The sequence below is a fragment of the Vibrio genomosp. F10 str. ZF-129 genome, from assembly GCF_000287055.2.
Classification (GTDB): domain Bacteria; phylum Pseudomonadota; class Gammaproteobacteria; order Enterobacterales; family Vibrionaceae; genus Vibrio.
In genome coordinates, this window is record NZ_AJYQ02000097.1 from 62,917 (window position 1) to 85,100 (window position 22,184).

General features: G+C 43.8%; 19 protein-coding genes. 9 read left to right on the plus strand and 10 right to left on the minus strand.

What is annotated here, in order from left to right; all coding sequences use genetic code 11:
- Positions 1 to 466: 466 nt before the first annotated feature.
- Both clpS and clpA read left to right on the plus strand, forming a co-directional pair.
- A complete protein-coding gene (gene clpS / locus A1QO_RS11535; RefSeq protein WP_017034916.1) occupies positions 467 to 787 on the plus strand; it encodes an ATP-dependent Clp protease adapter ClpS in 321 nt (106 codons plus the stop codon).
- A gap of 41 nt (positions 788 to 828) precedes the next feature.
- On the plus strand, positions 829 to 3,093 hold the full coding sequence (gene clpA, locus A1QO_RS11540) for an ATP-dependent Clp protease ATP-binding subunit ClpA (RefSeq protein WP_017038974.1): 2,265 nt from the start codon (positions 829 to 831) through the stop codon (positions 3,091 to 3,093).
- A gap of 189 nt (positions 3,094 to 3,282) precedes the next feature.
- Here clpA and A1QO_RS11545 read toward each other — a convergent pair whose 3' ends face one another.
- The 3 genes from A1QO_RS11545 to A1QO_RS11555 are packed head-to-tail and all read right to left on the minus strand — an operon-like array spanning position 3,283 to position 5,066.
- Entirely contained in the window at positions 3,283 to 3,924 is a 642-nt protein-coding gene (locus A1QO_RS11545) for a YdcF family protein (RefSeq protein WP_017034918.1), read from the minus strand.
- Positions 3,917 to 4,804, minus strand: coding sequence for an NAD(P)H-binding protein (locus A1QO_RS11550; protein ID WP_017041610.1), 888 nt, complete (start codon positions 4,802 to 4,804; stop codon positions 3,917 to 3,919). The genes A1QO_RS11545 and A1QO_RS11550 overlap by 8 nt, the downstream gene beginning before the upstream one ends.
- Positions 4,805 to 4,832: 28 nt before the next feature.
- The gene (locus tag A1QO_RS11555; protein WP_017034920.1) at positions 4,833 to 5,066 is read right to left on the minus strand and encodes a TIGR02647 family protein; all 234 of its coding nucleotides are present in this window, start codon (positions 5,064 to 5,066) and stop codon (positions 4,833 to 4,835) included.
- A gap of 747 nt (positions 5,067 to 5,813) precedes the next feature.
- On the opposite strand from A1QO_RS11555, the gene torE reads away from it, so the two are divergent.
- The 4 genes from torE to A1QO_RS11575 all read left to right on the plus strand — a co-directional run bounded on the left by torE (position 5,814) and on the right by A1QO_RS11575 (position 11,639).
- The gene (torE, locus tag A1QO_RS11560) at positions 5,814 to 5,990 is read left to right on the plus strand and encodes a trimethylamine N-oxide reductase system protein TorE (protein WP_017034921.1); all 177 of its coding nucleotides are present in this window, start codon (positions 5,814 to 5,816) and stop codon (positions 5,988 to 5,990) included.
- 47 nt (positions 5,991 to 6,037) lie between these two features.
- Positions 6,038 to 7,219, plus strand: coding sequence for a pentaheme c-type cytochrome TorC (gene torC / locus A1QO_RS11565; protein ID WP_017034922.1), 1,182 nt, complete (start codon positions 6,038 to 6,040; stop codon positions 7,217 to 7,219).
- A gap of 23 nt (positions 7,220 to 7,242) precedes the next feature.
- Complete coding sequence (torA, locus tag A1QO_RS11570) at positions 7,243 to 9,708, plus strand: trimethylamine-N-oxide reductase TorA (RefSeq protein WP_017041611.1); 2,466 nt, start codon at positions 7,243 to 7,245, stop codon at positions 9,706 to 9,708.
- Positions 9,709 to 9,893: 185 nt separating this feature from the next.
- The gene (locus A1QO_RS11575) at positions 9,894 to 11,639 is read left to right on the plus strand and encodes a glycoside hydrolase family 36 protein (RefSeq protein ID WP_017041612.1); all 1,746 of its coding nucleotides are present in this window, start codon (positions 9,894 to 9,896) and stop codon (positions 11,637 to 11,639) included.
- A 69-nt stretch (positions 11,640 to 11,708) separates the two neighbouring features.
- Here A1QO_RS11575 and A1QO_RS11580 read toward each other — a convergent pair whose 3' ends face one another.
- Positions 11,709 to 12,929: a putative manganese transporter gene (locus A1QO_RS11580; RefSeq protein WP_017034925.1), complete on the minus strand. Its 1,221-nt coding sequence runs from the start codon at positions 12,927 to 12,929 to the stop codon at positions 11,709 to 11,711.
- Positions 12,930 to 13,361: 432 nt separating this feature from the next.
- Between A1QO_RS11580 and A1QO_RS11585 the strand changes: the two genes are divergently transcribed.
- Positions 13,362 to 14,267 (plus strand): manganese-dependent inorganic pyrophosphatase, encoded by a 906-nt coding sequence (locus A1QO_RS11585; protein WP_017034926.1) that lies wholly within the window; start codon positions 13,362 to 13,364, stop codon positions 14,265 to 14,267.
- Positions 14,268 to 14,350: 83 nt separating this feature from the next.
- Positions 14,351 to 14,743, plus strand: coding sequence for a DUF2750 domain-containing protein (locus tag A1QO_RS11590; protein WP_017034927.1), 393 nt, complete (start codon positions 14,351 to 14,353; stop codon positions 14,741 to 14,743).
- A gap of 118 nt (positions 14,744 to 14,861) precedes the next feature.
- Here A1QO_RS11590 and A1QO_RS11595 read toward each other — a convergent pair whose 3' ends face one another.
- The 6 genes from A1QO_RS11595 to pspF all read right to left on the minus strand — a co-directional run bounded on the left by A1QO_RS11595 (position 14,862) and on the right by pspF (position 21,300).
- Positions 14,862 to 15,647, minus strand: a complete 786-nt coding sequence (locus tag A1QO_RS11595; RefSeq protein WP_017037928.1) for a peptide ABC transporter ATP-binding protein — start codon at positions 15,645 to 15,647, stop codon at positions 14,862 to 14,864.
- Positions 15,644 to 16,639 (minus strand): peptide ABC transporter ATP-binding protein, encoded by a 996-nt coding sequence (locus tag A1QO_RS11600; protein ID WP_017041613.1) that lies wholly within the window; start codon positions 16,637 to 16,639, stop codon positions 15,644 to 15,646. The genes A1QO_RS11595 and A1QO_RS11600 overlap by 4 nt, the downstream gene beginning before the upstream one ends.
- Complete coding sequence (sapC, locus tag A1QO_RS11605; protein ID WP_017037930.1) at positions 16,639 to 17,526, minus strand: putrescine export ABC transporter permease SapC; 888 nt, start codon at positions 17,524 to 17,526, stop codon at positions 16,639 to 16,641. Before sapC ends, A1QO_RS11600 begins: the two co-directional genes overlap by 1 nt.
- Complete coding sequence (locus A1QO_RS11610; protein ID WP_017037931.1) at positions 17,513 to 18,475, minus strand: ABC transporter permease; 963 nt, start codon at positions 18,473 to 18,475, stop codon at positions 17,513 to 17,515. The genes sapC and A1QO_RS11610 overlap by 14 nt, the downstream gene beginning before the upstream one ends.
- The gene (locus A1QO_RS11615; RefSeq protein WP_017034932.1) at positions 18,475 to 20,094 is read right to left on the minus strand and encodes an ABC transporter substrate-binding protein; all 1,620 of its coding nucleotides are present in this window, start codon (positions 20,092 to 20,094) and stop codon (positions 18,475 to 18,477) included. The genes A1QO_RS11610 and A1QO_RS11615 overlap by 1 nt, the downstream gene beginning before the upstream one ends.
- Before the next feature lie 117 nt (positions 20,095 to 20,211).
- Positions 20,212 to 21,300, minus strand: coding sequence for a phage shock protein operon transcriptional activator (pspF, locus tag A1QO_RS11620; protein WP_017041614.1), 1,089 nt, complete (start codon positions 21,298 to 21,300; stop codon positions 20,212 to 20,214).
- 210 nt (positions 21,301 to 21,510) lie between these two features.
- On the opposite strand from pspF, the gene pspA reads away from it, so the two are divergent.
- Complete coding sequence (pspA, locus tag A1QO_RS11625) at positions 21,511 to 22,179, plus strand: phage shock protein PspA (RefSeq protein WP_017034934.1); 669 nt, start codon at positions 21,511 to 21,513, stop codon at positions 22,177 to 22,179.
- Positions 22,180 to 22,184 lie beyond the last annotated feature (5 nt).

Consider the following 22,184-nt stretch of genomic DNA (forward strand, 5'->3'; position numbering starts at 1 on the left):
TATACATCCCTCATGCATTTAATACTGATGTTGTGTTAAGAAGATTACGTCACAAACATAACGTGAATCTGTTAGTGACTAATAATTCATGTGCCTATTATTTTTAATCACTATTTGACCAATGTAGTCAATGAACAGAGACAGTCAATAGGCAAAAGGTCTTAAATGCTACATATTTGCAAACAAATCACTTTTGAGATTTACATTTTCGCAACTTGACAAGCCTGAGATCTAGGCACCGTTTTTAGTTTACTTGTGAAACTGTTTGCTTTTTAATCAATTAGATAATTCTCTAGAATTCATTTCTATGTTTTATTTGCAGCGATTGGAATGCTGGATTAGTCTCTAAGTAAGGGATGCATTTCTGGCCGTAATATTTCTTATCAGCATTCGGAGATAAATCTAAAACTTTGTGGTTACATAATGGTAAAATCGACTTTAGAAATCCTGAATTATTGAATTGACCATGGGCCGAAATTTTGAATGGGTAACTCCAGACTCTGATTTACTGGAGAAAGAGAAAACGAAAATCCAGCCACCTGCGATGTATCACGTGTTGTTAAATAATGATGATTACACGCCGATGGACTTTGTGATTGAAATCCTTGAGCGTTTCTTTTCAATGGACATAGAGAAAGCGACGCAAGTTATGCTTCAGGTGCATTATGAAGGAAAAGCAATTTGCGGAACCTTTACCGCAGAAGTAGCTGAAACAAAAGTGGCGCAAGTCACCATGTATTCCAAGGAAAATGAGCATCCATTGCTTTGCACATTAGAGCAAGCGTAACGCTTGTATGAACAACCCTGTTGTTCTTTTAGGAGGTACATATGCTTAATAAAGAATTAGAGACCAGTCTTAATGGCGCTTTTGCGCGTGCTAGAGACAAACGACACGAGTTCATGACTGTCGAGCACCTCCTACTCGCATTATTGGTAAATGATGCAGCCAAGGAGGCATTAGCAGCTTGTCAGGCAGACCTAGAAGCTTTACGACAAGAACTCGATGTTTTCATTGACCAAACAACCCCTCTTATTCCTGAAAACGATGAAACTCGTGAAACTCAACCGACGTTAAGTTTTCAGCGAGTACTTCAACGTGCCGTTTTCCATGTCCAGTCTTCTGGGCGCAGTGAGGTAACAGGCGCTAATGTTCTGGTTGCCATTTTTAGTGAACAAGAATCACATGCGGCGTATCTACTGAAGAAAAATGACATCAGTCGACTCGATATCGTTAATTTCATTTCTCATGGCATTGCCAAGTCGTCAAGTTCAAATGATGATTCCTCTGAATCATTTGGCTCAGAAAATGTTGAAGAGGGCGGTTCCGATGAGCGTTTAGAAAGTTTCGCTATCAATCTAAACCAAGTGGCAAAACAGGGCCATATTGACCCGTTGATCGGTCGAGATAAAGAACTAGAAAGAACGATTCAAGTATTGTGTCGACGCCGTAAAAACAACCCTTTGCTTGTTGGTGAGGCGGGAGTGGGTAAAACGGCAATAGCAGAAGGCCTCGCTTGGCGAATCGTAGAAGGTCAAGTACCAGACGTCATTAAAGACAGCGTTATCTATTCATTAGACATCGGTTCATTGCTGGCGGGCACCAAATACCGTGGCGATTTTGAAAAGCGTTTTAAAACCATTCTAAAGCAACTAGAAAAAGAAGAAGACGCGATCCTATTTATCGATGAAGTTCATACCATCATCGGCGCAGGAGCCGCTTCGGGTGGCCAAGTTGATGCGGCAAATCTTATCAAACCATTGTTGAGTAGCGGTAAGCTTCGTTGCATCGGTTCAACCACGTACCAAGAATACAGCAGTATTTTTGAAAAAGAACGCGCGCTATCTCGCCGCTTCCAAAAAATCGATGTTGTTGAGCCATCGCTAGACGATACAACCAAAATTCTGATGGGCTTGAAACCTAAGTATGAAGCACACCATGAGGTGCGCTATACCAATAAAGCACTTAGAGCAGCGGTTGAACTGTCGGCAAAATACATTAACGAACGCCATCTACCCGATAAAGCTATTGATGTTATTGATGAAGCGGGTGCTCGAAGTCGTTTAGCGCCAGCCAGCCGTCGTAAGAAGACGGTGGGCGTTGCTGACATCGAGTCCATGGTGGCCAAAATGGCTCGAATCCCTGAAAAATCAGTGTCTTCATCAGACAAAGATATTTTAAAAAATCTTGATGATAAGATGAAAATGTTGGTATTCGGTCAAGATCCTGCCATTGATGTTTTAAGTGAAGCGATCAAGTTAACGCGCGCCGGACTTGGAGCGGACAACAAACCGGTTGGTTCATTTTTGTTTGCAGGCCCTACGGGGGTAGGTAAAACTGAAGTGACGTTGCAATTGGCGAAGCTGATGGGCATTGAACTGCTGCGATTTGATATGTCGGAGTATGGAGAAAGACATTCTGTTAGTCGGCTAATCGGTGCTCCTCCGGGTTATGTCGGTTATGACCAAGGTGGGTTGTTGACGGACTCGGTTATCAAACACCCTCACTCAGTTGTGTTACTCGATGAAATCGAAAAAGCACACCCTGATATCTTTAACCTACTATTACAGGTCATGGATAACGGTACGCTTACCGATAATAACGGGCGCAAAGCGGACTTTAGGAATGTCATTCTGGTGATGACGACCAATGCTGGTGTTCAAGAAACAGAACGTAAGTCAATGGGTTTGATTGAGCAAGATAACAGCCCTGATGCCATGGCAGAGATTAAGAAAGTCTTTACGCCTGAGTTCAGAAACCGTCTTGATAACATCATTTGGTTTAACCGCTTAGACGAAGCGGTTATCCACCAGGTGGTCGACAAGTTCATCGTTGAGCTTCAAGCACAGCTGGACGCTCGCGGTGTTTCTCTTGAAGTGTCGGAAAGAGCAAGGCATTGGCTAGCAATAAAAGGCTACGATAAGTCGATGGGTGCTCGACCAATGGGCCGAGTGATTCAAGAGCAACTGAAAAAACCATTGGCAAATGAACTGCTCTTTGGTTCCTTAGTCGAAGGTGGCACGGTCAAAGTTGACTTGAAGAAAGATAAAATTGTCTTTCAGTATTTCGGTACGAAAGAAGAAGCGCTGCATTAGTCTGTCTGTAGTGAGTCACACACTAAAAACCAGAGCGATATGCTCTGGTTTTTTATGTTGTCTTCGTAAGTGATTGCTGTCTTCTCAAGTGATAGTCCCGACCACGGACAGGCTCCATGTGTTAACGGGGCGACGTCTTTAATGGATCGGTTCTTTTAACGAGTCGATTTCTTGAGTGAATCAATACCTTCAATGAATCACCAGGTAGTGCGCGCAGATGAATTGATACGCTTGCTCTACAGAATCCGGTATTTCTTGTTCAGTCTGAAATCCAAGTTGAGGGTAACTTTTGATGCGTTCATAGTCTTCGCTTAGCGCTCTTAACACCATATCAAGTGGCATATCTTCATTGAGGTAATCAAAAAAACCGTCTGATGAAGAGCTCACCAATACCTGTTCACAAGGCTCAGGCCACTGCTGCATAAACGTCGCATAACTGCGCCTTTCCATAAAGGGCTTTTGAACCAAGAGCATTTTTTTATGTGGTAACCCAAGTCGTCGAATAAGCTCATAGCCGAGCGTGACATTTTCTCCGGTATTGGTCGCTTCTTTTTCGATGAAAATGTCTTCTGAAGGTACCCCACAATCTTTTGCAATTGCAGCAAACGTCTCGGCTTCTGTTTTATCGAAATGTCCTTCGGTAAAGCGTCCAAAGCCACCAGAGAAAACAATCCGTGGAGCAAACCCTTGTTGGTACAGTGAAGCCGCATGAGAAGCGACACGTAAATCATTACTGCATAGAACAAAAATGATATCCGACTGCTTCGGCGTATGCCCCATTAACATGTAGTTCCACAAAGTTTCTATGTGTTGGTACAGGCGTTTAGTCATTTAGCGCATCCAAAACAAGGGAAAGAGTCGGGTGACGATATGAGTACCCAAGTGAGATAAGCTTGCTTGGGTCTATTTGTTTGTCGTGTACATCAACTATTTTTGGTAATAAGGGAGTCGGCAAGCCAGCATTGATAAGCGCCTTTTGATAAAACGTATCTTTATACATGATATCAGGAGTTGTCACGTTAATGACTTGGTTACTAATATCGCTAATCGCAAATTCCAGGCTCCCAATGGCATCATCAAGATGAAGTATGTTTGCTGGCGCTAAACGACTTACCTGTTTTAATTTACTGACGAAGCGAGCTGGGTGACGATTTGGGCCCACTAATCCGCTCAGGCGAGCAATAACAAACTCGATACCCGAATCAATGACATGTTGCTCTGCTTGAAGCATGACAATGGCGTTTTCGCTGAAGCCATTTTTACTAGAACGGCTGTTATCAGTCTCATTCGATGGGGTGTTAGCTAAGTCATAGCAAGACATACTTTCTGTCATCAAGTGAGGCGCAGGCTGGTTTTTATCTATAGCGGGGTAAACCGCTGTGGAGCTGATCATAATGATTTTTTTTACGTTAGCCTGTTTTGCTGCCTCTACGACCGCATGCCACATACGCTGGTATTCGTTAGACAAGCCTCGACGAAATCCTGGAGGAAAGCATCCAATAAGAACGTCAGGTTGTTGTTCGAGAAGGTTTTCAGTAAGCCGATGAGGAGATGTAAGATCACAAATGAATCCTTGAATACCTAATGCGGATAATTGCTGAGCTTTATCTGAGGAAGTGTTGCTAGCAAACACACGATGGTGTTTAGAAAGGAGCGTTGTGGCGAGGGGAGTACCCAGCCACCCGGCTCCAATAATAGTGATCGTTTTCATCGGATTCTGTTAGAAGATTAATGGACAGCTATGCGCTTAGTATACGCAAAACTTTATCGGCTTTTTCTGCTATTTCGATACCTTCGTCAGTGAGGTAGCCTCCATCAGGCAGTGTACACAATCCTTTATCGAAGAGACGCTTAGCCGCTTCTTGTGTCTCTTTAGCGGCATCTTGATGGACCTTAATGCCTGTCGCTGCACTACTAATATCAAATTGCAGAAGCAAATTTAGCTCTGCGAGGTGGTCTTGGGAAAATTTCATGATTATGTTCCTTTAAATGCTATTTGCTACACATTAAGCAAGCATGGATAGCACTGCAAACAAGGAAAGTGAGAAGTGTTAATTAGAACCAAATTGGTGCACTTTTGTTCGATGCTGGACATTAAAAGTGTCGGTATTTGGGTGATCGAAATAGCTTAAAGATAATATGCGCTCATGTTTATATAAAGGGTGGGTTATCCACATTTTCTGTGGATAAAGTGTTTCTAACGCAAAGGGGTGTATGTTTTTTGTCCAAGTTTAGGCTGGTGTCGATATAAGTTTTATCGGCTTTAAATGGTTGTTTGCTATCAAGCCGCCTATTTGCCGCAAAGGTTTTTTGACTAAGCAGCCTTTGTCTTTAATTGGTTCTTTTTATTTATACCCATTTGGTTTGTGGACTCAATCAGTGTCAAACGAACGACACTGGGAGAATTTTAAAAGCATGATTTTGGATTTCGACGGACTCTATATACAAAAAGCGAGCTAAACTGTTAACTGAGCGTTTAGTGGTTAACTTTAACGTAACATGTGTAATTTGTCTTATTTGTTCACAATTTTACACATAATGCGACAATCAAACATATCTCTGGATGAGCTCAAAAAAGTGTTGATTAATAAGGGTTCAACAGCGGTTGTTATTGAAAGTTAGATGACACGTGAACTAAAATTCATCCTAACAATGACGAGATTTAACTAACTCAAAATATTGAGTCGTTAGGCAAAACTAAATCGAATGCAGGTAAATGTATGAGAAGTGTTAATGAAGATAAGAAAGGTGAGGCACATTCGTTAGAATGGCAGTCTTTTCTTTTTATTACTGTCGTCCTTTTCCCAATCTTAAGTATCGCTTTTGTTGGTGGGTATGGTTTTATCGTTTGGATGCTGCAAGTGTTTGTTCTTGGGCCCCCTGGCGTGCATGGCTAATGCATCTCTAACACCCATATTTGAATAGAATTTTAAGAGAGTGAAACATGAAATCATTGATTGCTAGACTGTGGCGTACAATGACACGCCCGGCAGTTCATATCAGCCTAGGGGTTTTAACCATGGGCGGTTTCATTGCTGGTGTGATTTTTTGGGGTGGCTTTAACACCGCCTTAGAAGCCACCAACACTGAAGAGTTTTGTATTGGTTGCCATACCATGAGCGAAAACGTGTACGTAGAATTACAAGAGACTGTCCACTGGAAAAACAGCTCTGGTGTTCGAGCGACGTGTCCAGATTGTCACGTACCTCATGAATGGACAGCAAAAATAGCCCGTAAGATGCAAGCATCGAAGGAAGTATTCGCGCAAATATTTGGTGATCTTGGAACACCAGAAAAATTTGAAGCACGACGCCTTGAGTTGGCTCGCCATGAATGGGATCGGTTCTCTGCGAATGGTTCACTGGAATGTAAAAATTGTCACGCGTACGAGTCGATGGACTTTGAACAAATGTCACCAACGGCGCGCATTCAAATGAAACAAGCCGCTGAACGAGATCAAAGTTGTATCGATTGTCATAAAGGCATTGCACACCATCTTCCAGCGGATATGGCCTCAATGAGTGGTATCGTTGGTGATCTAGAGCAAACAGCAAGTAGCACCAACTACTCCCAGGGCAATGACGTTATTTCCGTTCGTCACCTACCATTGTATACCGATGAAAGTGCGACGACAGAAGCCGGCTTGTTAAGTCCAGCCAGTCAGGTTGCCATCGTAGGTCAACAAGGCGACATGATTGAAGTTAAAATTGACGGCTGGAGAAAAGCGAAAGGCTTTGGTCGTGTGATCCAAGAAGATTTTGGTCTTAATATCTCTACGGCAATCCTATCTCGCGAAGTGTCCCAGAGTGATCAAGTGAACGTGGGTGAAGGAAAAGAAGACGAACTCACAGGCCTGCCTTGGGAAGAAGTGAGCGTCAATCTTTGGATGAAAAAAGAATCGATGGTTTCCGACTACGCTCCGATCTGGAATGCGGCGAGCGATGCCTACAAAACGAACTGCTCGACTTGTCACTCACAACCGGATGAAGCGCACTTTAGCGCTAACGGTTGGGTCGGCATGCTAGATGGCATGATCGCATTCGTGAACTTTGATGCTGACACTGAAGCACTGGTACTGAAGTATTTACAAAAGCACTCATCAGACTTTGCTGAAGGTCATCACTAATCGACGTCAATTGGAGTAATAAAATGGCAATTTCACGAAGAAGTTTTCTCAAAGGTGTGGCCACCACGAGTGCTGCATCTGTTATCGGTCCAAGCCTGTTGGCGTCGACGTCGGCTATGGCAGCGGAAACCAAAGAAGGGACTTGGAAAGTATCAGGTTCCCATTGGGGAGCATTTCGCGCCCGAGTTTATGCAGGCAAGGTACAAGAGATTAAACCGTTAGAGCTGGATAAGCACCCAACGGACATGCTAAATGGTATTAAAGGTATCATCTATAGCCCTTCGCGCGTCCGCTATCCAATGGTTCGTCTTGATTGGCTTAAAAAGCACAAGTACAGCGCTGACACGCGCGGCAATAACCGTTTTGTGCGCGTGACATGGGATGAAGCACTCGACCTGGTTTACCGTGAGTTAGAGCGCGTCCAGAAAGATTATGGCCCTTCTGCACTGCATGCGGGTCAAACCGGTTGGCGTTCAACAGGGCAATTCCACAGTTGTACTAACCACATGATGAGAGCCATCGGACTTCACGGACACTCTGTAAAGAAAATTGGTGACTACTCGACAGGGGCAGGTCAAACGATTCTGCCTTACGTACTAGGTTCCACTGAGGTATACGCTCAGGGTACTTCTTGGGAGCTTATCCTAGAGAACAGTGACAATATTATCATGTGGGGTAACGACCCCGTTAAAAACCTACAGGTTGGTTGGAACTGTGAAACCCACGAATCATTTGAATATCTTGAGCAACTGAAGCAAAAAGTCGCGAATAAAGAGATCAATGTGGTTTCAGTCGATCCTGTGCAGAATAAAACAGGGCGCTTCTTAAATAATGAACAGTTCTATATCAACCCTCATACTGATGTCCCGTTCATGTTGGGTGTGGCCCATGAGCTGTATAACAAAAACCTGCATGATAAAGAGTTCATTGATACTTACTGTCTAGGTTTTGAAACGTTCATTCAGTATGTTCAAGGTGAAACGAAAGACAGAGTAGAGAAAACGCCAGAGTGGGCTGCCAATATATGTGGCGCGAGCGCTGAGAAAATTCGCGAGTTCGCACGTATGCTCGTGAATGGGCGAACCCAAATTATGGTGGGTTGGAGTATTCAGCGTCAAGAGCACGGTGAGCAACCGTATTGGATGCTTGCAGTGTTAGCAGCTATGGTCGGTCAAATTGGATTGCCAGGTGGCGGTATTTCTTATGGGCACCACTATTCAGGCATAGGCGTTTCTTCAACAGGTTTTGGTGCTCCAGGTTCCTTCCCGCTTAATATTGACCAAGGTCAGACGCCGAAATATGACAACCAAGATTACAAAGGCTTTAGCCGAGTTATCCCGGTTGCGCGTTGGGTTGATAGCCTGATAGAGCCAGGTAAGAAGATCAAAGCCAACGGTTCAACGGTGACACTTCCAGACATCAAAATGATGGTGTTCAGCGGTAACAACCCTTGGCATCACCATCAAGACCGAAATAAAATGCGTCAAGCATTCAAGAATCTACAAACAGTCGTTGCGGTAGATTTCGCTTGGACTGCAACCTGTCGCCATTCTGATATCGTGCTGCCTGCGTGTACACAGTGGGAGCGTAATGATATTGATGGTTATGGCTCTTATTCTGGTCGTGGTTTGATAGCCATGCACAAATTGGTAGACCCATTATTCCAGTCAAAATCTGACTTCGATATCATGAGAAACCTTACCCGTCGCTGGGGCCGTCACGATGATTACACTCGTGGCATGGATGAAATGCAATGGGTTGAGTCTTTATATAACGACTGTCGTGCAGCGAATGGTGCTAATTTCGACATGCCAGAATTTAAAGAATTTTGGGAAAAAGGCTTCTTAGATTTCGGCAAAGGGAAACCGTGGACTCGCCATGCTGCGTTCCGTGAAGACCCAGAAATTAATGCCTTAGGTACGCCTTCTGGCTTTATCGAAATTTCGAGCCGTACGATTGGTAATATGGGCTATGAGCATTGCCAAGATCACCCAATGTGGTTTGAGAAATCAGAGCGTTCACATGGTGGTCCGGGTTCCGAAAAACACCCATACTGGTTGCAATCTTGTCACCCCGATAAGCGCTTGCACTCTCAAATGTGTGAGTCGGAAGAATTCCGTGCGACTTATACTGTGCAAGGTCGTGAGCCAATCTACATGAACCCAGGTGATGCTAAGAAAAAAGGCATCAAAGATGGGGACCTAGTACGAGTGTTTAACGACCGCGGGCAATTATTAGCAGGAGCCGTTCTTATGGACAGCTATGCTCCAGGTGTGGTTCGTATCGAAGAAGGTGCTTGGTACGGCCCTATGAACGAAAAAGTAGGTGCCTTAGATACCTATGGCGATCCAAACACATTAACTCAAGACATTCCGACTTCTGAGCTTGCACAGGCAACATCAGCCAATACCTGCTCTGTTGATTTTGAGAAGTTTACTGGGAAAGTTCCACCTGTTACCTCATTCGGTGGACCGATTGAAGTGAGCTAATTACTCTCTGCAATTAACATAATTCAATGCCAATCCAACAGGGTTGGCATTTTTGTATTAAAATCCAAGTAGATAGTACAGATAAACAGACAGTACGTAGAAATAGATAGTACAGAATAATCGTTACTAGCAGTCATTGCTCATTTCTCATTGGCCTAAAATAAACAGAGAGGTAAGTCGCCGTTATGCCGCAAATCATTACTTTAGCTTGCCAGCGCGAGGTATCGGTTCTCAATAATGATCTCTCAGTGTCCTTGGCTAACCAGGAGCTCACCTTTCGTTTTATTGGACTTCACAACAATCCAATTCCAAGTGACTACCGATTGTTTACCATGCCGTTCGATTTTGAACTGTCGGCGACCTTGCTCGGTGATGGTTTTCAGATGCTAGCTCAGACTTCAGGAAGTTGTGATAATCCAATAGAAATAGGTCGTTGTGCAGACAACGATGCGAGTTATCGAATTTACCCACAAACCGAGGCTAAGCGTTATTATAACTATCTCGTCATAGAAGACTCTGCGGGATATACCTTGTTAGGCTTTACCAGCTGCCATCGATTTGCAGGGTATTTTCAAATCATCAATCAGGAAGGCAAACGCACTATCTCGGCGAATATAGATGGTGAGAAAACGTACCCACTTGACTGGGATAGCCAAAGGCTTGAATCTGTTGCTGTGCTCAGCGGGCCTTCTCTGTCTTTACTGTTTGAAGAGTATTCTCAGCTCATTAAACATCATCATCCGACTAAATCCACGTTGACACAAAAGTCACCGATTGGCTGGTGCTCTTGGTATGCGTATTACGATGCCGTAACAGAGAACAACATAGCTCATAATGTAAAGGCGATGAAACAGGATCTTTCTTATATAGATTGGGTGTTATTGGACGACGGATACCAGGCGTTTATGGGTGACTGGTTAACCCCATCGTCGAAGTTTTCTCACGGCGTAAAAGCGATGATTCAAGCGATCATCAAACAGGGGAAGAAACCGGCTATTTGGTTAGCGCCTTTTATCGTAGAACCCAAGTCTGCGCTATTCAAACAACACCCAGACTGGTTTGTCCGACACGAATCTGGTGAGCTGCTCAAAGCTGAAGATGTGACTTATGGCGGTTGGCGCTGTACGCCTTGGTATGTGCTGGATACATCAAATACTGAAGTGCAAGACCACCTAACTCACATTTTTAAAACGATGCATGAAGATTGGGGCGTGCAGCTTTTTAAACTCGATGCGAATTATTGGGGCACATTAAAAGGAAAGCGTGACCAAACGGGTGTAACAGGGATTCAAGCGTATCGAATGGGGATGAAAGCTATAGAGAAGGGAGCCGGAGACGCATGGATACTCGGTTGTAATGCACCCATGTGGCCATCATTGGGTCTGGTCGATGCAATGCGGGTCTCTGATGACGTAGAACGGTCTCCCGCTCGTTTTTGTCAGATTGCCCAAGAAACCTTTTTCCGCAGTTGGCAACATCGCCAGCTTTGGCATATTGACCCAGACTGCGCGACCTTTGTCTCACTCGCCAATCAGTCTACCGAACGCCAGTATTACGATTTTCATCGTACCGCTCTATTGGCAAGTGGAGGTTTACTTCTTTCAGGGGATCCACTTCCAGAGCTTACTCCTTATGCTAAGTCGAGCTTGACCAAGCTTGTGCTGCGGCAAAAACACAATCAAAAAGCGTCGAAGTTCACATCGTTATCGCTTTCCCATGCGTTTCTCCCGATAACGGACAGAAACGATCTGCATTGCTTATTCAATTATCACTCTGAACTCGAAGAGTTTACGTTAACGTCCAAACAAGCGGTCTATTGGTACGATTATTGGTCGGGTAAAAAGCTGACGTCAAAGCCAACAAATGCACTTCAAATCAGTTTAGAAAAAGGTCCAAGTAGTCGGGCGATCATTACCGCGATTGCTAAGTGAACCCCGATTCCTGAGTAAAAACGGATGGATAAATAAATGGATAATCACACAAGCTGAAATCTTTGTGGGTTACTCAAATAGAAAGAAATATCCATAGCCGACAATAAAGGCGGGGATCACTGAGTAAATCGTTGCCATCAAGGCGGCTTTTGGTGCAAGAGCGATTGCAGGAAACAACGCGTCACCATCGTTTGAAATAGAATTAGCCAGTTGGCTTGATAGCGGAACCGCCCCAGACAGGTAAAGACTTGTGATCAATATCTGTGGGCCGCAGCCAGGAAGAATACCAACAGCCAGCCCGATGAGTGGCATCCAGACTCCCCACCCAGAAACACTGGCTTTAATATCAAGACCAGAAAAAAAAGCGGTGAGCTCAAAAAACAGAAAGGCGATGATGACCCAGGCGGTGACAAAATTGGTATCTTGGGCCGCTTTTTGAATCGGGTGAGAGGTCGAGTATTTATGATCTTCGGAAACGGTGGTTTGGTAGTCTTTTAACTCTTTAGTCAATGACCACAAAAGCATGCTAACAATGATGAGTATGCAGCCAATCCACTCGATGGTCATATCAGAAAGGGATAAAAGATGATTAATATCCACTTGAAACGAGCCAAGTACCGCTATTATCGTCACTGGAATGAGCAGCGCTTTCCAGAACATGCCTTGTAAATTGATGGCTTTGCTTTCGAATTTTTTCTCTGAACATTCTGCTTGGGGTAGGAGGTTCATTCGAGCATTATTCTCTGGCATTGTTTCAATCTCAGGCCTTAAGAAATCATCTCTATGCAGTTTGTTGACGGTCCACCCAGAGAGACACCCTACGACAACACCAAGAGCAATAACACTTAATCCCACTTGAGGTGTGCTCGCAATCAGCAGAAAAGCGGCATCACCCATTGTCGAGGTGAGCACAGCCACCATTGCTCCGAATCCTACGCGGCCACTGATAAACTGGGTCGTCACTACAATTGCGCCCCCGCAACCGGGTAACGCCCCGAGAAGCGAAGCAAAAATGACCTGATGAGTACGAGAGCGTGTATAGAGCTGAACCAGTGGACTGTTTTTGCGGATTCGACTGGAAAGATAGTGATAGATCGCCAATGTAAATGCGACATAACATGAAACCGCCCAAAAAGCATCGGATAAGGTCGATACGGTGATTTGCCTTGTGGTATCGGATGCCAGTAGAGCAAGGAGACAAATGGGAAGAATCAGTCGTTTATAAGTTAAACGAAACTGAGTCGATGAAAGCCAAGATAAATGATGGTTAAAAGGGCTGAATGTATTCATCAACAGAGAATCCGTAATTATTCAATACCTTTATTATATGCAAATGATAACCATTATCAATCGCATTTATTTTGATTTTTTAGGGGGAGGTTCTTTTGTCAATATCAGCAGTAAGACGTACAACAGAAGTTGTGCCACTTTAAAAGCCTATCCCTTGCTTGTAAATTCGAGAGTAACTGCATGGTATATTTGGAAAAATTAGGTTTAGTAACGGAAAGCAGCGATAAATAAGCCGTGGTCGGTGATGAGAATATGGATAGAAAATACTGGTTAAAAAGATACGTTATAGATCGAAAAAAAATGACAGAGACACGCTTGGTTTATGCTTTGAGATGTAAAGGAATGACAAATTAAAAAATTCAGGTAAAGTAACACCTTTGTGAGCAACCTCACCCCGCAGAGGGTGAACAAACTAAATGAACAGGAAGAAAAATGATTCTAGTTGTCGGTCATAAGAACCCAGATAGTGACAGTATTTGTAGCGCATTAGTAGCCACTGAGCTATTAAAGTCTCGTGGTCTTGAAGCGATGCCAATTCGCCAAGGCGAAATTAACCGCGAAACGCAGCACATTCTAGAGGTTGCTGATGCTAAATCTCCGGAACTGCGTACATCTGTTGCTGGCGAAAAAATCTGGTTAGTAGACTACTCTGATCTAGCACAAGCCCCTGATGATGTCGCTGATGCTGAAATCCTAGGTATTGTTGACCATCACCGTCTTGGTGATGTAATGACTGTCAACCCTATGGAAGCATGGATCTGGCCTGTAGGTTGTACTAACACTGTTCTATTTAACATGTTCAAAATAGAAGGCCATACGATTTCTCAACAGATCGCTAAGCTGATGATGTCGGCGATTCTTTCTGACACGGTAGGCTTTGCTTCGCCAACATGTACTCAAAAAGATAAAGATGCCGTTGCAGAGCTGGCTAAAATCGCAGACGTACAAGATGTTGATGCATTCATCAAAGATCTTTTGATTGCAAAAACAGACATCGAAGGCCTTTCTGCTGCTGAACTCGTAGAGAAAGATCTAAAAGGTTACCCATTTAATGGGCGTGATGTGGTTGTAGGCCAAGTTGAACTTGCAACTCTAGAGCAAGTGGACGGCATGATTGAAGAGCTAGAAGCGGATCTAGAAGCTCGTTGTGCGAAAGACAATCTAGCCTTCGCTGCTGTTATGTTAACGGACATTACAACGGCTCAGACTCGTCTTCTTTACAAAGGCGAGTGGGCTGAAAAATTAGTGAAGCATGAAAAAGATGGCTTACTAATGATGGAAGACACGCTAAGCCGTAAAAAGCAAGGTTGGCCTTGGCTGCAAGCTGAATTAGTATAATCAAATGTGAATTATTGAAGCGCCCACAGGCATGGTCTGTGGGCGCTTTTATTATGAAAGCTTAAAAAGCTGAGGAATAAAACATGACAACGACAGCGCTAAACGCCGATCAAATCGCGACGATTAACCGTTATAACGATGATCAACGTTTCAAATATTGTATAAAAGAAATCGTCACCAATAAGCAAGTTTGGATTCTTACCGATGAACATGGCTGTGTGATGCTCAATACAGAGGACGATGATTGTGTCCCTGTCTGGCCAAACGAAGAGTTTGCGACGGCTTGGGCAACGGATGATTGGAAAGAGTGCAAAGCAGAAGCTATTTCATTAAACAAATGGCATAGCCGATGGACTCAGGGGCTTGAAGATGATGAGCTTTCCATCGTTGTATTTCCAAACGAAAAGGAAGAAGGCGTGATTGTTTTTCCAGACGAATTTGACTTTGAACTAAAAAAACAAGCAGCAAAACGTTAGTCAATTTTGTCGAGTCACTCCTCAGTGAAAGTCATTCACTGTAAGAACAGGCGGAATGACTTTTACTGAATTTTTCGTACTCATAGATCCCAAGTTCAGACTATTTAACCAAGTTAGGCTATTTAAAAAAGGGCGCTTTATTAAAATGGCTTTCAATCATACGTTGAGTGATAGGATGTTGGGGGTCAGATAGCACTTGGTGTGTCTCTCCTGATTCAACGACATCGCCCTCATGCATTACAATCACTTTATCGGTAATGTGCTTCATTATTCCAATATGTTGGGATACGTACACAAAAGAAACGCCCATCTCTTCTTGTAGTTCCAAAAATAGGTTAATGATCTGAGATCGCATTGCCATGTCTAGGCCATTGAGTGCTTCATCTGCAACAATAATGGAAGGCTGAAGAATGAGTGCTCTCGCCAAACAAATGCGCTGTTTTTGCCCTGTTGCTAACATTTGTGGATAGAAATAGGCGTGCTCAGGCAGAAGGCCAACTCTTCTTAACGTTTCTTTGACCCGTTTCATTCGAGCGTCAGGAGTCATATTGGTGTTTCTCTTCAGCGGCCCTTCGAGTATTCGGCCCACTTGAATCCTGGGGTTCAAAGACGTGTTTGGATCTTGAAAAATCATTCGAATCAACTTGCAACGTGTTGAATAGTCTTTGTGCTCTAACAGTTCGCCATTAACACGAATGTTACCCTCTGTAGGTTCAACCATGCCGGAGAGCATTCGAGCGAGGGTTGACTTTCCAGAGCCATTTTGCCCGATAAATCCGATGGTTTGTCCTGCATCTAATGAAAAACTGACGGGCTTAACCGCGTGATGAATTTTCTTTCGAAAAAAGCCAGAACGGGTAACAAAGTCTTTTTTCAGCCCGCTGACCTCCAACAATGCGCTCATTGTTTTGTCTCCATGTTAAGAGGAAAGTGGCAAGCAAATTTATGTTGCTTAATTCGCCGAGTAGGGGGAATCATTACGCATTGTTTTTGAGCGTAGGGGCATCTTGGCCCGAGTCGGCAGCCAATAGGTAAATGTTGAAGAGGTGGAATAGAGCCGGGTAAAGACTGTAATTTCTGTTTATGAGGAATCCAATCACTGAAATCAGGAACGGCTTTGAGCAATGCAGAAGTATAAGGGTGCTTTGGCGCAGACAAAATCTTCTTGGTACTGGCGGATTCTACCGATTGCCCACAATACATTACTGTGATGCGGGTCGCCCATTGAGTAATGGTGGCTAAGTCGTGCCCAACCAACATAATGGTCGTATTGTGTAGTTGATTCATTCGGCTTAACAGACGCAAAATTTGTGATTGTGTTATTGGATCGAGATCATTGGTCGGCTCATCGGCAATTAATATCTTAGGTTTAGTCGCGATAGCCATTGCGATCATCACTTTTTGGCATTCTCCATCCGTGAGTTCATATGGGTAGCTTTCCATTAAGCTCTTATGATCTTTTATGCCTACTTTGTGCAGCAGTGTAACGGCCTGTTTTTTACGCCATTTTAATCGTTCCCACCAACGCCCTGTAAATGTTCTAGATGGGATGGATTCAATCAACTGCCTACCGATTTTCTCAGAAGGGTCGAGGCAGGTGGAAGGTTCTTGGAAAATCATAGCGATATCACGGGCGATGACTTTACGTCTTTCTCTGGGCGCGAGTTGCAAAAGGTCTATGTTTCCGAAGCGCATTCGATCGGCAGTCACTTTCCAGTTGTCTTTACAAACCCCGACAATAGCCTTAGCGACAAGACTTTTACCTGATCCCGACTCGCCAACTAGACCTCGAATCTCTCCTTCATTTAAGGTTAGACTCATGCGATCTACCGCTTTGACTAAGCCTTGAGGTGTGTCTATTTCAATCGTGAGATGGCGAATATCTAATAGCGGCATTACTCAGTCCCCGCATTAAGCGCTTGTCTGATCCCTTCGCCAACCAAGTTGATCACGATAACCGTGACCATAATGGCCAGTCCTGGAAGTGTCACCGTCCAAGGCGCGAGATAAATCAGTTCAACCGAATCACCTAAAATGGCGCCCCACTCAGAGCTGGGTGCCTGCGCACCTAATCCGAGGAATCCAAGTGCGGATATATCTAAAATTGCAATCGACAACGCGTAGGTCATCTCAGTGGCGATGACGATCAGAATGTTAGGTAAAATAGAGCTCCACAGGAGGTAAAAGTCATTCGCGCCATCTAAGCGAGCGGCCATAATGTAGTCTTTTTCAATCTCATTGTGAACGGCGATATAAACAGAACGGATGAAGCGTGGAATCAGAGCAAGACAAATCGCCAAAAGAATATTGAACTCACCGAAACCGAGAAAGGCGACAAAAATAATGGCCAGCAATAAAGAAGGGATCGACATAATCGTATCAAGCAAATGATTGAGAGTACTTGATAATAGACCTTTGGTCATGCCGGCAAGGATACCAATGATGCAACCTACAGTCGCAGCAATAGCCGTGATCACTACCGCAGCCCCAAAGGTAAGTTGAGAGCCTTGAATCAGCCGAGAAAGAATATCTCGACCTAAATCGTCGGTCCCTAGAAAGTACTCAACGGTCCCTGATGGGTTCCATGAAGGAGGAATAAGAAGCTGTGTCGATTGTGCTTGCGGATCATGAGGTGTGATCAAGGGTGAAGCTAGTGTAATCAAAATAATGATAACCAGGCACCACAAACCGAACATTGCAAGGCTGTTAGAGCGAAAACTTCGCCAGAACCGTTGGAACTGAGTCGGGATATGCTCTTCTTGATAAATGTTATTTGTTAGCATACCAACCCTTTCTCTCCAATGGGTTAACCATTGCACCAATTAAGTCTGAAATAATATTTGCGGTTAACACAAACGTCGCGACCACCATAACACCGGCCTGTATAGACGTATAATCTTGATTGGATAATGCATCAAGTAACCATCGGCCGATTCCTGGCCAGTTAAAAATGGTCTCAGTAATAATCGCCAGGGTGAGCATACTAGAGAGTTGGACACCAATTTTTGGGATGATGGGCGGAATGGCGTTTCTCATTACGTGCTGGGTAATGATCTCAAGAGTCGTGAGACCTCTTATTCGAGCCGCTCGAATGTAATTTTGTGTCATGACTTCTGCAACAGACGTTCTCATCAATCGAATAACTTGCGTGGTGGGTGCCAATGCCAATACCAAGCAGGGTAATATTAAGTGTTCTAAAACACTTTGAACGGTATGAGCCCGATACTTTCCTTCCGTAAAGAAGGCATCGATCAAAGCAAACCCAGTCACGTGCTCTACCTGGTAAAGAAAATCGTACCGACCCGCAATAGGTAATACTTGATATTCTAAAGAAAACACCATGATCAATAGTAATGCGACCCAAAAAATGGGAGCAGAATAACCCGTCATTGAGGTGAACGAGATAATGCTATCGATCCACTTGCCTTGTTTCATTCCTGCTAGCGTACCGAGTGGAATACCGACAAACATTGAGATGATGAAAGCGATCAAACATAATTCAATGGTCGCAGGGAAAACGATGATGAGCTCATCAATGATAGGTACTCCATTATTATTGACCCCAAAGTTAAGCTGAGAAAGCTCGACAAGATAGCTTAACCAGCCACTCCAGAAATCAAGATGTGCCCACGGAGATAGGGCGTCAAGGCGAACAATATTGAATCCAATGAGCGTAAGCAGCAATAGAGTAATAAAAAACAGATTCAGACGACGAAGCGTATATAAAAACATTACTGACTCCGTTCTACTAAGTTAAATGGGGGCAAATTAAAGGGATTGAATTCTATCCCTTTCAGTGAATTATGGTAAACCTGAAATTGTCTGCCATGGGCAAGTGGAATGACTGGGAATTCATCATTCAAGATATTCTGGGCCTGATAATATAAATTGGTACGATAACGAGGCTTGTCGACTTCCAGTGCTAAATCGAGTAGAAAATCAAAATCTGAGTTACACCACATGGAGATATTAAGCCCCGCTCTTTCAGAATCACAGGAGAGTAGAGGCCTAAAGAAGTTGTCTGGGTCCCCAGTCGCACCAAGCCAACCGGTTAAAAATAAGTCGATATTATCCCTGTTGTTTGCGTCGCTACGACTCAATCTGTCCTCAGTAATAAGATGAAGTGTGATTCCAACATCAGCAAAATTAGCTTGGATTAGCTCGGCAGTTTTGCGAGGGCTCGGGTTGTACGCTTTGCTTTCTAAAGGGATAGACATGGTTAATTCTAAATCAGAGTCATAGCCAGCTTCTCGTAATAAGGCGATCGCGTAATTCCGGTCGTACCGGATTTGTACTTGGTCTTTCTGATACGCCCATGACGTTGGCGGCAGAAGTGTATAGGCTAAGCTGCCGGTACCGTAATAAACCGAATCGAGGATATTTTGGCGGTTGATGGCAAAGCTGAGTGCCTTGCGGACTCTGACATCGGTTAACTCTGGGTGAATGGTATTGACCGCAATATACGCAACATTGATGGCCGGTCTTGCGGTTAAGACCAGTGACTCTTGCTGCTCTATAATAGGAATCTGGCTCGAAAGAGGTGCGTTCAGGACATCGCACTCATTTCGAAGAAGCTTCGCGAAAGTCCCTGTTCCACGGTGAGAAATATCAAACACCACTTGCTGAAGTTTCGCCGGTCCATTCCAATAGGTATTATGTTTACGCAGACGGACCAAGTCATTGACCAGATATTCATCTAGATAAAATGGCCCTGATCCCACTGGTAAGGTATCAATCTGTCGCTTACGGTCGTTTATCTCTAGCTGAGTTGCGTATTCTAAAGAGTGAATAACAGCATGGCTTGTCGCGATGTTAGACAAAAATGTGTTATCAGGGCGACTGAGCGTAAACTTGACTTGATGGGCGGTTAAAGCCTGTACATCGATCAGTAGATTTTGAAAATCAATGCCGGTAAACCAAGGGTACTGGCCATTACCCACGTAATGATAAGAATGACTAGAATCTATAATACGGCGAAAGCTAAATACAACATCATCAGCATTAAGGGTTCTCGTTGGAGTAAACCATTCGGTAGTATGGAACGAAACATCTTCTTTAAGATCGAAAATATATTCGGTACGAGACTTATTCACCGTCCATTGAGTGGCAACACTCGGTACAGGTTGATGCGTTTCTGGGTCGAGCACAACCAGAGTGTCGAAGATTTGCGGGCTGAGTGCTTCAGACGTAATACCGCTATCAACAAGTTGTGGATTGAACGTTTGTAAGCCGCCTTGCCCACAAAAAATAAAGCCACTTTGTCGGATTTTATCGTGATCGATATCTTCACCACAGCCAACCAAAAACAATAGGCTGAAGAATCCAAATGTCAGTTTTGAGAACGCTTTCATAGAAAGAACTTTGTCAGGGTATAAGGCAAAACTAAACCAATATTCATGCCGTCAGATCTCGATAATTTACCATTGTTTGGACATTCAAACCAACTGAAAACAGTTGAATCTATGAGGTTATTGGCCGTTTTGCGCAATCAAGTCGTATTTTCTGACCATGCCTCTTAATTGATGATAGCTCAAGCCCAAAAGCTCAGCGGCTTTTCGTTGGTTAAACTGTGCTTCACTGAGTGCCAGATTAAGTAATGCAATATCTTGTTCTTCTTGCCATGCTTTATAGTTAATTGGAAACACTAACGACTTAAGTTTACTCGGTTCTAGTGATTTATCGTCTGAGTATGGCGATACAGAACCAATATCTTGAGAGTTCAAAAGAAGGGAATCAGGCTGCCCCCCCATTTTACTATCGTTAATATCGTGGTTCACCGTTGTGTTGCCCCAAGCACCACCAAAGGGGTCAAACACTAGAGTATCAATAGGCTCATCAATTCGATTGTGCTGGTAGATAGCTCGTTCAATGACATTTTTGAGTTCTCTGATGTTACCCGGCCAAGTGTATTCCAGAAGTTCACGTATGGCGCTGTGAGAGAAACCAGGGAACAACTCCAGCTCTAATTCTTGACACATTTTTATCGCGTAGTGCTCGGCAAGCAGTGGAATATCTTCAGGACGTTCTCTTAATGGTGGCAAGTGAATAACATCAAATGCGAGCCTGTCGAGAAGATCGGCCCGAAATAGATTTTTCTGTGCGAGCTGAGGCAAGTTTCCATTCGTTGCGCAGATCAAACGAACATTGGCATTCAGTGTTTTTTGACCACCGACTCGTTCATATTGCCCGTATTCAATCACCCTAAGCAGCTTTTCTTGCACAGCTAAAGGGGCAGTGGCGAGCTCATCTAAAAACAGAGTGCCGCCTTCTGCACGTTCAAACCGACCTTGATGACGACCTTTAGCCCCGGTGAAAGCGCCAGATTCATGCCCAAACAGTTCTGAGTCGATTAAGCCATCACTTAATGTGGCGCAGTTAAGGGAAACAAGGGTATTTTCCCAGCGTTTGGATAGGTAATGAAGCCGCTGAGCGATCAGTTCTTTCCCCGTGCCACGCTCGCCAATAATGAGGACGGGCCGTTCAATAGGCGCCAAACGAGAGACTTTATCTAATACTGAGAGAAAGGCAGGGGATTCACCGATCAAGTTTTGGCGCATGATGTCGACTCCATGTTAAGAACGAACTGGTTAAAAATACCAATAGTAGGTTAATTTCATCATAACACAGAGTGATGGATAATGACGGATAATATAAGTATATGATTATAAACAGTTAAAAATTGGCATGCATTTTGATTATCTCTTTTCATACATCAAGAATGTCAGCGCATATACCGCGCATCGTTACCGTTAATTAGGAGATATATCATGGGTGTTTTTTCTCGTTTTGCAGATATCGTAAACTCAAATATTAGTTCTCTACTCGATAAGGCAGAGGATCCAGAAAAGATGATTCGTCTTATCATACAGGAAATGGAAGACACACTGGTTGAAGTAAGAACTAACTCCGCTAAAGCGTTGGCCGATAAAAAAGATCTGAGCCGCAAAATAGAATCAATGGAAGACCAAATTGAAGGTTGGCAGCAAAAAGCAACACTCGCCATTACCAAGCAGCGCGAAGAGTTAGCGAGAGCCGCATTGATCGAGAAGCAAAAACTCATCGAGGTACTCAAAGGGCTGCAGGCTGAAAACGTATTGGTGGAAGATACGATTGAAAAGCTTAGCGGTGAGGTCAGTAAATTAGAGAGCAAGATTATTGAAACGCGAGCCAAGCAACAAACACTGGCGATTCGAAACCAAACAGCAACAAGCCGACGTGATGTCCAAAAGCATCTTCATACTAGTCGTACTCATGAAGCTATGGCAAAGTTTGAGCAGTATTCTCGTAAAGTGGATGAACTGGAAGCAGAAGCGGATGTCTATGCCAAGAGTGGTAATGCGAAATCCTTAGATCAGGAATTTGCCGAGCTCCAAGCGCAAGATGAAATTGAACAAGAGCTGGCGAAACTAAAACAGCAAATGAAAGATAAAGGATAGGAGAG

Coding starts and splice junctions, on each gene's coding strand:
- clpS (WP_017034916.1), top strand. CDS start 467: ATGGGCCGAAATTTTGAATGGGTAACTCCAGACTCTGATTTACTGGAG.
- clpA (WP_017038974.1), top strand. CDS start 829: ATGCTTAATAAAGAATTAGAGACCAGTCTTAATGGCGCTTTTGCGCGT.
- A1QO_RS11545 (WP_017034918.1), bottom strand. CDS start 3,924: ATGACTAAACGCCTGTACCAACACATAGAAACTTTGTGGAACTACATG.
- A1QO_RS11550 (WP_017041610.1), bottom strand. CDS start 4,804: ATGAAAACGATCACTATTATTGGAGCCGGGTGGCTGGGTACTCCCCTC.
- A1QO_RS11555 (WP_017034920.1), bottom strand. CDS start 5,066: ATGAAATTTTCCCAAGACCACCTCGCAGAGCTAAATTTGCTTCTGCAA.
- torE (WP_017034921.1), top strand. CDS start 5,814: ATGAGAAGTGTTAATGAAGATAAGAAAGGTGAGGCACATTCGTTAGAA.
- torC (WP_017034922.1), top strand. CDS start 6,038: ATGAAATCATTGATTGCTAGACTGTGGCGTACAATGACACGCCCGGCA.
- torA (WP_017041611.1), top strand. CDS start 7,243: ATGGCAATTTCACGAAGAAGTTTTCTCAAAGGTGTGGCCACCACGAGT.
- A1QO_RS11575 (WP_017041612.1), top strand. CDS start 9,894: ATGCCGCAAATCATTACTTTAGCTTGCCAGCGCGAGGTATCGGTTCTC.
- A1QO_RS11580 (WP_017034925.1), bottom strand. CDS start 12,929: ATGAATACATTCAGCCCTTTTAACCATCATTTATCTTGGCTTTCATCG.
- A1QO_RS11585 (WP_017034926.1), top strand. CDS start 13,362: ATGATTCTAGTTGTCGGTCATAAGAACCCAGATAGTGACAGTATTTGT.
- A1QO_RS11590 (WP_017034927.1), top strand. CDS start 14,351: ATGACAACGACAGCGCTAAACGCCGATCAAATCGCGACGATTAACCGT.
- A1QO_RS11595 (WP_017037928.1), bottom strand. CDS start 15,647: ATGAGCGCATTGTTGGAGGTCAGCGGGCTGAAAAAAGACTTTGTTACC.
- A1QO_RS11600 (WP_017041613.1), bottom strand. CDS start 16,639: ATGCCGCTATTAGATATTCGCCATCTCACGATTGAAATAGACACACCT.
- sapC (WP_017037930.1), bottom strand. CDS start 17,526: ATGCTAACAAATAACATTTATCAAGAAGAGCATATCCCGACTCAGTTC.
- A1QO_RS11610 (WP_017037931.1), bottom strand. CDS start 18,475: ATGTTTTTATATACGCTTCGTCGTCTGAATCTGTTTTTTATTACTCTA.
- A1QO_RS11615 (WP_017034932.1), bottom strand. CDS start 20,094: ATGAAAGCGTTCTCAAAACTGACATTTGGATTCTTCAGCCTATTGTTT.
- pspF (WP_017041614.1), bottom strand. CDS start 21,300: ATGCGCCAAAACTTGATCGGTGAATCCCCTGCCTTTCTCTCAGTATTA.
- pspA (WP_017034934.1), top strand. CDS start 21,511: ATGGGTGTTTTTTCTCGTTTTGCAGATATCGTAAACTCAAATATTAGT.